Below are 11,117 nucleotides of genomic sequence, written 5' to 3'. Positions count from 1 at the left end.
CCAGGCCCCCGCCCCCTCCACCCCAAAGAGCTCCCGATCGGGCAGGGAAGCCGCCCACACCGCGAACGCCGCCAGCAGGGCCACCGCCTGCACGTTGAAGAAGACCCGGAAGAGCCCCTGGAACGCCCGGCGCCCCACCAGGGCTTCCAACCCCCTGCGCGCCCAGAGCGTCAGCAGCGCCGAGTGCACCGCCCCATACGCCCCAAACCCCAGGAACACCTGCGCCCAAGCCGGCATCGAGCCCCCACCCCCCCACCCCCGCGTGCGTTTGCCCGAAGCCTACCCTTCTCCCCCGCACCCCGGCAACGCCCGCCTAGTTCCTTCGTCCCAAATCCCCCTCCAGGTGCCGGGGCGGGGTCCGGGAGCCCTGGAGCGCAGGCCCGTGCCGCCTCGACCGAACTGCGGCAGCTTGGCCGAAACCGGCCAGGCTCGGCGCACCGGCGCCGCCGGAGACACCGCCTCCGAACATCGCGGATTGCGGGGCGGAGCGCAAGCGCTCCCGGACCCTCGCTTGCCACCACGCAGTGGATCGTCATTCTGCCTTCCCTCCCCCGGCCGCCCCCGCTACAATGCCCGGCGGAGGTGTCTAGGGCACTGGTGGCTCTCCCGGACTTCAAATCCGGTGTGCGGCGTGAACAGCGTCGTAGGTGGGTTCGATTCCCATACACCTCCGCCATCCGTCATGCCGAGGGGTTGCAGGGGCAACCCCTTCTCCATTTCTGGCGGGAGCCCTGCGGGACGCGGCGTCCAAGTCGACGGATGGTGCGGGTGCCTTCGCCTGCGCCATGCGTATCCAGTGGGATGGGACACGAGGACGCAACGACCCATCGTCTGTCCTCGTCCTGTCTCAAGCAGCGAGAGAAGGGTGCTCCACGTTGACCGGCCGACCCCACGAGAGGTAGAAGAATCCCCGTACCCCAAGTCCGGGAGGGACGGATGCCGGAACGGCGCAGCGCACGGCAGCACCATGCAGGGGCCGCACCCGTGGCGACGCGGGGCGGCCCCTTTGCCGTTCGCTCCCGGAGCCAGGCGCCGTGAGCCCCACCCCCGAGCAGAAGGCCCGCGAGACCATCGACGCCCTGCTGGAGGCGGCTGGCTGGCGGGTCTTCGACGCCAAGGCGGCGAACCTCTCCGCCGGCCAGGGCGTCGCCCTCCGCGAGTTCCCCTTGGCCCCGGGCCACGGCACGGCCGACTACCTGCTCTACGTGGATGGCCGGGCCGCCGGGGTGATCGAGGCCAAGAGGGCGGGCGCCACGCTCTCGGGGGTCGAGGTCCAGTCCAAGAAGTACACCGAGGGCCTGCCCGCCGCGCTCCCGGCCTGGCACCGGCCGCTCCCCTTCCACTACCAGTCCACCGGCGTCGAGACCCGGGTCACCAACCGCCTCGACCCCGAACCCCGAGCCCGGAACGTTTTCGCCTTCCACCGGCCCGAGCACCTGGCGGAGATCCTGGAGACAGCCAGGGATCTCCCCCGGGCGGCCGATGCGGTCGGAGCGCACGGCCACGCCCACGGCGTCGACAGCGCTGACGGCTACGGCCAGCCCCAGACCCTGCGCGCCCGCCTGAAGCGCCTGCCCCGGGCCCACCCGCTCATCGAGGTCGGCCTCTGGCCCGCCCAGATCCAGGCCGTGCGCAACCTCGAGGCGTCGCTGGCGGCCAACCGCCCCCGGGCGCTGATCCAGATGGCCACCGGCTCGGGCAAGACCTTCACCGCCATCAGCGCCATCTACCGGCTCATCAAGTTCGCCGGCGCCCGGCGGGTGCTCTTCCTGGTGGATCGGGGGAACCTAGGGGACCAGACGCTCAAGGAATTCCAGCAGTACGTCTCGCCTTACAACAACTTCAAGTTCACCGAGGAATTTATCGTCCAGCGGCTGGCCTCGAACTCGCTGGACCACACCGCCCGGGTCTGCATCGGCACCATCCAGCGCCTCTACTCCATGCTCCGGGGCCGCGAGCTCAGCGCCGAGGACGACGAGACCTCGGTGGCCGGGCTGGAGCCGCTCTTCCGGTCACCAGAACCGATTGAATACAACCCGACCATCCCCATCGAGACCTTCGACGTCATCGTCACCGACGAGTGCCACCGGTCCATCTACAACCTCTGGGCCCAGGTGCTCGAGTACTTCGACGCGTACCTGATCGGGCTCACGGCCACCCCGAACAAGCAGACCTTCGGCTTTTTCCGCTCGAACCTGGTGATGGAATACCCCCACGAGCAGGCCGTGGCCGACGGCGTCAACGTCAACTACGACGTCTACCGCATCCGCACCCGGATCAGCGAGGCCGGCTCCACCGTGGAGGCGGGCTACTCGGTCCAGGTGCAGGACCGCGACACCCGGGAGAAGCGCTGGAAGCTATCGCCCTTTGCCCAAGCTGGGGGATTGGGGAAGGTCTATCAGCTCTTCGGTGCAGACCTCGGACCCGTGTTGGAGGACCTCGCAAGGGCACTGGTCGCGTAGGGCGGGGCTTGCCCCGCCGTGTTGTGTTCCGGTGCCGGACCTGGCGGGGCAAGCCCCGCCCTGCGGAATCGGTTCCTCGTCGGGCGTTGTGCGAGCCTTCCAGAGGGAGCCCAGATCCCGCGCCCCGTGGACGAACGCCAGCACGAAGATTTCGGAGGATGTGATCTGGTAGATGAGGCGATAGGTCTTGATGTAGATCTCGCGGATATCCTAGCTGCCGGCTTCGGGTACCAAGCGGCCGCGCTCGGCAAGCCGCGTCAAGGTGCGAGCCGCCGTCCGAGCCTCGCGCACGAGTGCAGCGGCGTAATAGCGGGAGTCCCGGGCGATGTACTCGGCGGCCTCATCGAGGTCGGCAAGCGCGACCTCGGTCCAGCTTACGGTTCGAGCCACCTTGCCATCCGCTGGTCAAACGCGTCCTGGGAGACCGTCCGGCCCGCTTCCACATCCTCGAGCGCGCGGTCGATCTTCTGCCGGACGTAGATGTGGTACTGGATGTCTTCGAGGGAAGCGTCGTCGGGGAGTTGTTCGAGGATGCTACGGACTTCGTCCTTTGCGACTTGCATGGGCGCTCTCCGGTGGCGAACAAGATGAGGTGAGTATACCAAATGTGTGGAGGAAGTATGTAGGGCGGGGCTCGCCCCGCCGTGCTCCGTGAACGTCATGTCCAACTACCGACGCGCTGACCAGGTGGGCGGCACCTACTTCTTCACCGTGGTCACCTGGAACCGGCGACCCCTGTTTGCCGAGGAGAAGGCCCGGACACTGCTCCGCACGGCCGTCGAGACGACGCGGGACCGACGGCCCTTCACCATGGACGCGGTGTGCCTGTTGCCGGACCACCTGCACGCCATTTGGACCCTGCCCGACGGCGACCGGGACTTCTCGACCCGGTGGGAACACCGGGCAGACAGTGGACGGAGCCGAGCTGGGTCTATTGCTAGTTTCCACCACAAGACATAGAATGACGGCATGAATGTGGTGGAAAAGGACCCGGCCGTCCGGGACATGTTGAGCGCTGAGCTGGCGCGGTGCCGGGAGATGGTCGCGGAACTCGAGGGCTCCGCGGCGGCGCTGCCGCGCGGTTCACTCAGCGTGCGCAAGAAGCGCTACAAGGACCGGGAGTACTCCTACCATTCCCTGAAGTACCGCGAAGGGTCCAAGGTGATCAGCCGCCACGTGGCTGCCGGGGACGTGGAGGCGCTCGCCGGGAAGCTCGAGCGGCGGCGGCGCTACGAAGAGGAACTCCGCGTCCTGCGCACGCGCATCGCCTATCTGGAGAAGCTGCTCGGCGTGGGCAAGGGGTGAGGATGGGAGCACCGACGACCGAAGCAGGGGTGTTCCCGAAACCGGTGGGCGACCTGCTGCGGACCTTGCACGGCGTGGGCTTCTTCGAGGACTCGGTGCTGGTCGGCAGTTGGGTGATGCCGCTGTACGGAAGACGGTTGGGCATCGTGTACCCGCTGCGAACCATGGACATCGACTTCGCGGTTCAGCTCGCCTCGGCCGGTCGGTCGGGGAAGACCGACTTGGAGGCGACGCTTCTCGCTCTCGGGTACCTGCCGTCCACCTCGCAATCGGGCGTGCAGCGGTTCACCCGGGAGGGATTCACCGTCGAGTTCCTCGTCCACCGCCGGGGTGGACAAGATCGGGGCGCGGTGTTGCTGCGGAGCTGGAACATCACGGCCCAGCCGCTGCCATTTCTGAATCTTCTCCTCGACCACGCGTTTTGGGTTGACCTCGGGACCTATCAGGTCAGAGCGCCACTGCCGGAGGCGTTCTTCGTCCACAAACTGATCGCCGCCCAGCGTCGGCCGGAGGATCTCAAGAAGAGCAAGGATCTGGAGCAGTGCGCTGCGCTCGCGGACAAGCTGGAAGAGGACCGGCTGCGTGCCGTGATGCGGGCGGTCAAGCTAAGCCCTGCGGTGCGCAAGGCGCTCCGGGTCTCGGCCGAGGCGATTTCTTTTCCGCCACGGAAGCTTGGAATGGACTAGTTTTGTGGTGGAAACACCACGGTACAACGATCGAGGACCCGACGAGTGAGATGACTTCCGCCGCCATCGTCCAGAAGCTCTGGAACTACTGCAACGTCCTGCGGGACGACGGAATGAGCTACGGCGATTACGTCGAGCAGCTCACCTACCTCCTCTTTCTCAAGATGGCCGACGAGCGCTCGTCGCCGCCGTGGAACCAGCCGAGCCCGGTGCCGGCCGGCTACGACTGGCGAAGCCTGCTGGCCAATGGGGACGCGCTCTTCGACCACTACCGCCACGTGCTGGAGAAGCTCGGGAGCGAGAAGGGGCTGCTCGGCCTCATCTTCGGCAAGAGCCAGAACAAGTTGACTCGGCCCATCCCTGGCCCTCGCCCTGCGGGCGTGCTTGCGCACGTCCGATTCCGCTCTCCTGCGGAATCGTTCAGGACCCGGCGAAGCTCCGCCGGCTGATCATGGATCTGATCCACCGGGAGAACTGGCCCTCGATGAGCGCCGACGTGAAGGGCGACCCGTACGAGGGGCTGCTCGAGAAGAACGCCCAGGACACGAAGTCGGGCGCGGGCCAGTACTTCACGCCCCGGCCGCTCATCCAGGCCATCGTCGAGTGCATGGGGCCCCGGCCCGGCGAGACCGTGTGCGACCCTGCCGCGCTGGAGCAGTTCCGGGCGATCGCGGAGGAGTTGGGGGAAGCCGCTGAGGAGGTGGCGTGATGGCCAAGAAGGGAATCACCCGAGACCGCATGTGCAGATGCTTCAGGCCGTGTTGCGTCGGCTGATCGAACACGTCGGGGCCCTCCCCGGGGACGTCTGCGGCACGTTGACTCCGCACATCCCCGGCCCTCGTCCGGACCTGAGAACTGCGGCGGCGATCGCCGCGGCGGTGTGGGCCTGCCTGCTCTGCGCGGTCCCCGGGGCCTCTGCGGAGGCCGAGTCCGAGCTCTGGGCGGCGCTTCGTTCGGGAGGGCACGCGGCGCTGCTGCGGCACGCGGTTGCCCCCGGCACCGGAGACCCTCCGGGGTTCGTCCTCGGCGACTGCGGCACCCAGCGAAACCTCTCCGAAGAAGGCCGCGAACAGGCGAAGCGGATCGGGGCGCTCCTTCGCGCCAACGGCATCTCCTCGGCCCGGGTGTTCGCCAGCCAGTGGTGCCGATGCCTCGAGACGGCGCGGCTCCTCGGGCTCGGCCCGGTTGCGGAGCTTCCCGCCCTGAACTCCTTTTTTGCCAATCCAGAGCACGGCGCGGAGCAGACGCGGGCGCTGCGGGAGTGGCTTGCCGGCCAGCCCTCCGGCGACCCTGTGGTACTGGTCAGCCATCAGGTCAACATCACGGCGCTTACGGGAGTCTTCCCCCGCTCCGGTGAGCTCGTGGTGCTGCGCCGGACCCCGTCCGGTCATCTCGAGATGGCGGGGACCATTCAGCCCCCATGAGTCGTTTGCGGCACGCGGCGGGGCTCGGGAGACTGCCTGGTCGATAGCGGTGTCGAAAACCTCCCCAAGCGGAGGAGGATCATGTTGGAACGAGACGTCCTGGGCTGGAGCGCCCACTGGGAGGAACTTGCACAGCCCTTTCTGACCGGACCGGACACCTTTCCCGCTCGGGTTGCGTTCGCATCCCACACCAAAGTTCGCCTGCTGGGACGGCGTGGGGAAGAGTCTGCCGTCCTGACCGGACGCGCGCGCCGCACGTATCCTGAACCCGCGGTGGGCGATTGGGTGGTGGCCTTCGAGGCTTCTGGGGGCACCGTCGCGGTGTGCGCCGTGCTCCCACGGCGGAACCGCCTCGCGCGGGGCAACACGGACCGGCGGCGAACCGACGAATCGCTCGCCGCGGAGCAGGTGCTGGCCGCCAACCTGGATCGGGTGATCATCGTCTGTGGGCTGGATCGCGACTACAACCCCCGTCGCATCGAACGCTATGTCACCCTGGCCTGGAGCGGCGGCGTGGAACCGGCCCTGGTGCTGAACAAGGCCGACCTGCGCACCGACGTGGATGGCCTGGTGGCCGAGACGAGGGCCTTGGCGCCGGGCGCGGCGGTCCTTGCCGTGAGCGCGAGAGACGGCGAGGGCGTGGAGGCGGTTCGCCGCCTCGCGGCAGCGGGGCAGACCGTCTGTCTCGTCGGCTCTTCGGGCGCCGGGAAGACCACGCTTCTGAATCGGCTCCTGGGAACCGACGCCCGGCCGACCGCGGCCACGAGCGAGGCCACGGGAAAGGGTCGCCACACCACGACCCACCGGGAGTTGTACGTCCTGCCTGGAGGCGGAGTCGTGATCGACACCCCGGGCCTGCGGGCCGTGGGCCTGGACCTCGGGGAAGAGGGACTCGACGCGGCATTTTGCGACATCGCTCAGCTCGCCAGAGACTGCCGCTTCCGGGACTGCCGCCATGAAGGCGAGCCGGGATGTGCCGTGCAGGCGGCAGCAGACCACGGCGATCTCGACCCGGCAAGATGGGAGAGCTACCGCCGCCTCGGCCGGGAGGCGCGCTACCGGCAACTTGCCGCCGACGCGGGCACGGCGGCAGCAGAGCGAAAGCGCTGGCGGTCGATTCACAAGGAACTGCGGAGGATGACCCACGGGTAGAGGGAGCATCGCCATGAGCGAGATCATGGGAGTGGCCTGGTTCCGGGACGAGGACACGTACCGCAGGGCCCGCTCGGTCTTCGTCGACCCGGAAAACCTGCCGGCCCGGTTCGAGGACTGGCAGGCGCTGGTCGCCCGGCAGTGCGAGCTGATCCGGGAAAGCGGCACCCGCGTCCTTCGCGCCGATATCGATCCCGAGACGTTTCCCTCCTGGTGCGCTTCCCGCGGGCTGTTCCCGAACTCCGAGGGGAGGCTGGCCTTCGTCAAGTACGCCGAGCTCGAGTATCGGAAGACCGGCAAGGGAACCGTGCTCGAATAGCCTGGCGGCCTCGGCTCCCGGGCCCCCGGTTGCGGGTCGCCGGGACCGGCGCTGCGCCGCCCGCGCGGGCCCCCGGCCGTTCAGGCAACCTCTTCGTAGCTCACCAGGGTCACGTCGGCGGCCGCGTCCCGGATCGGAATCAGGGCCTGGTACGCCGGAGACCCGTGCCACGACGCGACGGCGTCGGGACTGGGAAACCGCAGGGCCACGACGAGCTCGTAGCGGTGCTCCCCCGCGAGCACCGCCGCTCGCCGCCCCCGAAAGAGCACCTCCCCCCCGAAGGGGGCAAGGGTCCCCGGAACCTGCGCCACGTACTGCTTCCATCCCTCCGGGTCCCGCACCCGGATGTGCCCCACCAGATACGCCGCCATGCTTCCTCCTTCGGGCGCGGTCGGCCCCTCCCGGGTGTACCTCCCCGGTGCCCCCTGCCTCTGCCTTGACGTCTTCTCCGATGTCGTTGGCCTCCCGGGGCACGGTTCCGTGCCGAGAATCCGTGTTCCGGAAGACGGACAGAGCCCCAAGGGTTCCACTGCCCCGCCGCCGGGACAAGGGGAAACGACGGGGCTCCCCCGTGGGCGCGGCGGGCAAGGACTTTACCCGCCGGCGGGCAGGGGTACACTCCCCGCCGCCCCAGGTGGCGTACGTCACGGTGAAATGCGCCGGCGCCGCTCTCTGCAACCCAGGCCAGATCTCGAACCGGAGGCCCCGATGAAGACGCCCCTCTCCGATCTGCACATCCTCTCCATCTACCGGGTCTCGGGCCAGCGCGTGCTGCTCCCCAAGCGCATGGCCCGGTGCACCCCCGACACCAAACGGGCCATCCTGGCCATCGAAGCCGACGTAGCGGCGGCGGGCGGGCATCTCTACCTCTCGGACCTCTTCCGGAGCCACGACATGCAGTTCCAGGCCTACCTGGACTGGAAGACCGGGAAGAAGAAGGCCTACAGCCCCCCACCGGGGGGGAGCCTTCACGAAGCGGGGCGCGCCTTCGACCTGGACCTGGGAGGCCTCAAGGTGAAGCTCGACGCCTTCTGGGAGATGGCGGCGCGGCACGGGGTGGTCCCGATCATCCCCTCCCCCAACCCCCGGGCAAGCGAGGCGTGGCACTTCGAGCGGCGCGGCAGCCACCAGCTCGTATACGACTACTACCACGCCGGCAAGGGGACGAACTTCGCCAGCCCCTACCGCGCCCTGGCGGCGAGCGCGATCCTCGCGATCGGGGAGCCCCTGGACCTCTTCGAGGGCCGCGAGGACGCCGCCTACGCGCAGTCGGCCCTGATCCGGCTGGGGCAGGAGATCGGAAACATCGACGGCCAGATCGGCCCCAGGAGCCGCAAGGGCCTGGCCGCCCTGGGCGTGTCCGAGGGGCCTCTGCCCGAGGTGATTGCCGCCCTGGACACCCTCCTCCAGGCCCGATTCCCGGAGGAGTTCTACGACAAGACCCCCCTGGACGCGGCCGACCCCTTCGACCACGCCCGACCTGAGGCGCTCGTAGCCTGAAACCGATCCCGCGCAGGCGAGCGGGCGGGGGAACCGCCCCCGGAGGAGGATTCCATGGCCAAGCACGTCTGCTTCCTCGTCCACGGCGTCGGCACCCACGAGCCGGTCTGGGCCGAGGCGGTGTACGGACCCATCGAAACCTTGAAGGAGGCGAGCCGTCAGTATGCCTACTTCCAGGGCCGGCCCCTCGAAGACAAGGTCGACTTCGTTCTGCTCCACTACGACGACGTCTTCTCGGACGCGGTCGACCGCTGGCGGGCGGACGCCGCCGCGATCCAGGGCCTGGGGCTCTCCGGGCCCGCCGAGCGCCTGTTTTCGTGGCTCCCGGCCGCGGATTCGGAAGCCCAGTCCTTTTGGTGGACCCACGTGGCCGACGTGGCGCTCTACCGGCTCACGCGCACCTACCGTCAGCAGGTGCGCACCCGAGTCCTGGAACAGATCGCCTCCCGGGTGGAGGCCGAGCCCGGCCCGCCCCGGTGTTCGGTGCTGGCCCACAGCCTGGGCACGGCCGTGGCCCACGACTGCCTGCACCTGCTGGGCACGGTGCGCTGGGGAGGAAACGCCAACCCGATGAGCCCCCGGCACTGGCGGTTCGAGAATTTCTTCATGGTGGCGAACACGAGCCGGCTCTTGCAGACGGACGACAGCCAAGTGAAGAAGGCCTATGAGTCCATCGTTCGACCGGGCGCGGTGGAGGACCCGGCGTCCTACTGCGCCGCCTACTGGAACTTCCGCCACGAAGCGGATCCGATCCCGTATCCCCGCATGTTCGAGCCCGCGGGCTGGAAGGGCTACACGGGCGTTGCGGTGCGCCACTTCCACGACCCCAACATCCACGGCCTCAGCCACTACCTGCGCCACCCCAGGGTGCACATCCCGATCCTGCGCCGGCTCGTCCACTCCCGGGTCGTGACCCCCGAGGAGGAGGCACAGGCGGTGAATCCGGACCACTTCCCCCAGTTCGGGGGCCGGTTCTCGGGGGTGGGGAGGGCGCTCGACCTGGCCCGCCACCTGGAGGAGGTCAAGGTCGCGCTCGGCGAGGACCCGAGTCTCTCCGAGCTTCTCCGGCTCCTGGTCGAGTTCTACCGGCGGGTGAAGGAGGCAGCAACATGAAGCGCTCTGCGGCCGCCCTGCTGGCCTCCTTCCTGCTGGCCGTCACCCTGGGCGGCACGGCCGGCGCCGCCTTCGACCCCTACGAGTGGACCCCGGCGCCCGAAGACTCCCGGTCCTACGAGGGCGTAGGCGAGCGGTTCGCCGCCCTCCTGACGGTGCACGACTACCCCTCGGTGCTCCTGGCGCTGCGGGCGGAGGCCGAGCGCAGCCCCGCGTGGCAGGGGGACGAGCCGATCTACCGCAAGCTCCTCCAGGCCATGGACGAGCTCGCCGGGCGCTTCGCGGCGCTCCCGTCACCGGCCCCGGAGCAGCTCGGGGACCCCGGGGAGCTGGACCGCCTCCTCTCCCGGATGGACACGGGGCTCTTCCAGTGCCTGGACGAGAGGTGTTTCGGGGGCAGGGACTTCGAGGTCGCCTTCGAGGACCTGGCACGACTCCCCGAAACGCAGGGCGAAGACTTCCGCTACCGCGTGGATACGGTGGACCGGTTGCTCTGGGACCTCAAGAAGCCGGCCCTGCGGCAGGCCGCCGGCGCGATCCGCGATGCCCGGGCGCGGTGGGACGCCTTCGTCAAGGAGGGCATGTCCCAGTACCCGTGGGAGGCGGTCTTCAACACCCACCTGGCGCCCCAGGGAACCATCGAGTTCCCGCCGTCGCGACAGTGGGTCCTCCTCCACCCCCAGGTGGGCGTCGAGGTGCGTACCGGCGGGCCGAGAAACCTTCGGGCGAAGGAGTCGCTCTTGGTGGAGCTCTTGGGCCACGTCTGGTATCGGTGGCGTGGGACGGGACACGGCGGAGCCGGTCTGCGCTGGTGGGGAGTCTCGGCGGCGGCCTCCCTCCGGGACGACCTGCCGCCGGGAGTCGGGGTCGTCGCCCACTGGGGGAGGCTCTTCACCGCGGGCGTCCTGTGGCACGACGGGGACGAGGACGGGGCGTGGTTCGACCAGGCGCCCTTCGCCGTTCTCGGGCTCGACCTGTTCCGCCTGGTGGAAGACCGGGGCCCCGCCTACCACCGGAAGTGGCAGGAGGCCCGGGAGGTGCGGGAACGCCACCAACCTCGCTAGCGCTCTCGCCTTTGCCCCCGAAGACCCAAAGGAAGAGGGCCGGCCCCGGGGGGCCGGCCCTCTTATACCGCGGTGGTCCGCGCTCTCCTACT

Annotated in this window: 13 protein-coding genes, 1 tRNA gene and 2 pseudogenes; 12 read left to right on the top strand and 4 right to left on the bottom strand. The window is 69.0% G+C overall.

Annotated elements, in window-relative coordinates; all coding sequences use genetic code 11:
- On the bottom strand, positions 1-237 hold a 237-nt coding region (locus tag AB1578_17710; GenBank protein MEW6489729.1), incomplete at its 3' end, for a hypothetical protein.
- 341 nt (positions 238-578) lie between these two features.
- Between AB1578_17710 and AB1578_17705 the strand changes: the two genes are divergently transcribed.
- Positions 579-676 (top strand) — tRNA-Sec (locus AB1578_17705).
- Between the two features lie 358 nt (positions 677-1,034).
- A pseudogene (locus AB1578_17700) lies at positions 1,035-2,354 on the top strand (DEAD/DEAH box helicase family protein).
- Between the two features lie 318 nt (positions 2,355-2,672).
- Here AB1578_17700 and AB1578_17695 read toward each other — a convergent pair.
- Positions 2,673-2,852, bottom strand: coding sequence for a type II toxin-antitoxin system RelE/ParE family toxin (locus tag AB1578_17695; protein ID MEW6489728.1), 180 nt, complete (start codon positions 2,850-2,852; stop codon positions 2,673-2,675).
- Positions 2,837-3,025 (bottom strand): hypothetical protein, encoded by a 189-nt coding sequence (locus AB1578_17690; protein ID MEW6489727.1) that lies wholly within the window; start codon positions 3,023-3,025, stop codon positions 2,837-2,839. Before AB1578_17690 ends, AB1578_17695 begins: the two co-directional genes overlap by 16 nt.
- 97 nt (positions 3,026-3,122) lie before the next feature.
- On the opposite strand from AB1578_17690, the gene AB1578_17685 reads away from it, so the two are divergent.
- The 7 genes and pseudogenes from AB1578_17685 (at position 3,123) to AB1578_17655 (ending at position 7,348) form a co-directional block, all read left to right on the top strand.
- The gene (locus AB1578_17685) at positions 3,123-3,422 is read left to right on the top strand and encodes a transposase (GenBank protein MEW6489726.1); all 300 of its coding nucleotides are present in this window, start codon (positions 3,123-3,125) and stop codon (positions 3,420-3,422) included.
- A gap of 9 nt (positions 3,423-3,431) precedes the next feature.
- The gene (locus tag AB1578_17680) at positions 3,432-3,767 is read left to right on the top strand and encodes a hypothetical protein (protein ID MEW6489725.1); all 336 of its coding nucleotides are present in this window, start codon (positions 3,432-3,434) and stop codon (positions 3,765-3,767) included.
- 2 nt (positions 3,768-3,769) lie between these two features.
- The gene (locus AB1578_17675; protein ID MEW6489724.1) at positions 3,770-4,453 is read left to right on the top strand and encodes a GSU2403 family nucleotidyltransferase fold protein; all 684 of its coding nucleotides are present in this window, start codon (positions 3,770-3,772) and stop codon (positions 4,451-4,453) included.
- A gap of 50 nt (positions 4,454-4,503) precedes the next feature.
- Positions 4,504-5,099: pseudogene (locus AB1578_17670) on the top strand (type I restriction-modification system subunit M N-terminal domain-containing protein).
- Positions 5,100-5,199: 100 nt separating this feature from the next.
- Complete coding sequence (locus AB1578_17665) at positions 5,200-5,877, top strand: histidine phosphatase family protein (GenBank protein ID MEW6489723.1); 678 nt, start codon at positions 5,200-5,202, stop codon at positions 5,875-5,877.
- Between the two features lie 81 nt (positions 5,878-5,958).
- On the top strand, positions 5,959-7,029 hold the full coding sequence (gene rsgA / locus AB1578_17660) for a ribosome small subunit-dependent GTPase A (GenBank protein MEW6489722.1): 1,071 nt from the start codon (positions 5,959-5,961) through the stop codon (positions 7,027-7,029).
- A 13-nt stretch (positions 7,030-7,042) separates the two neighbouring features.
- The gene (locus AB1578_17655; protein MEW6489721.1) at positions 7,043-7,348 is read left to right on the top strand and encodes a hypothetical protein; all 306 of its coding nucleotides are present in this window, start codon (positions 7,043-7,045) and stop codon (positions 7,346-7,348) included.
- Between the two features lie 80 nt (positions 7,349-7,428).
- Here the strand turns inward: AB1578_17655 and AB1578_17650 are convergent, their stop codons facing one another.
- Positions 7,429-7,719, bottom strand: a complete 291-nt coding sequence (locus AB1578_17650) for a DUF1330 domain-containing protein (GenBank protein MEW6489720.1) — start codon at positions 7,717-7,719, stop codon at positions 7,429-7,431.
- A gap of 337 nt (positions 7,720-8,056) precedes the next feature.
- Between AB1578_17650 and AB1578_17645 the strand changes: the two genes are divergently transcribed.
- From AB1578_17645 to AB1578_17635, 3 genes are read left to right on the top strand one after another with little or no spacing between them, the layout of a single operon-like run.
- Positions 8,057-8,848 carry a hypothetical protein gene (locus AB1578_17645; protein MEW6489719.1) on the top strand — a complete coding sequence of 264 codons (792 nt, stop codon included), beginning with the start codon at positions 8,057-8,059 and terminating at the stop codon, positions 8,846-8,848.
- Positions 8,849-8,902: 54 nt separating this feature from the next.
- Positions 8,903-9,961 (top strand): hypothetical protein, encoded by a 1,059-nt coding sequence (locus AB1578_17640; protein MEW6489718.1) that lies wholly within the window; start codon positions 8,903-8,905, stop codon positions 9,959-9,961.
- Positions 9,958-11,025: a hypothetical protein gene (locus AB1578_17635; protein ID MEW6489717.1), complete on the top strand. Its 1,068-nt coding sequence runs from the start codon at positions 9,958-9,960 to the stop codon at positions 11,023-11,025. The genes AB1578_17640 and AB1578_17635 overlap by 4 nt, the downstream gene beginning before the upstream one ends.
- Positions 11,026-11,117: the final 92 nt, after the last annotated feature.

The sequence above is a fragment of the Thermodesulfobacteriota bacterium genome (genome assembly GCA_040756475.1).
In the GTDB taxonomy this organism is placed as follows: Bacteria; Desulfobacterota; Deferrisomatia; order Deferrisomatales; family JACRMM01; genus JBFLZB01.
Note: the sequence above shows the minus strand (reverse complement) of the source record. Positions and strands in the feature narration are given on the sequence as shown.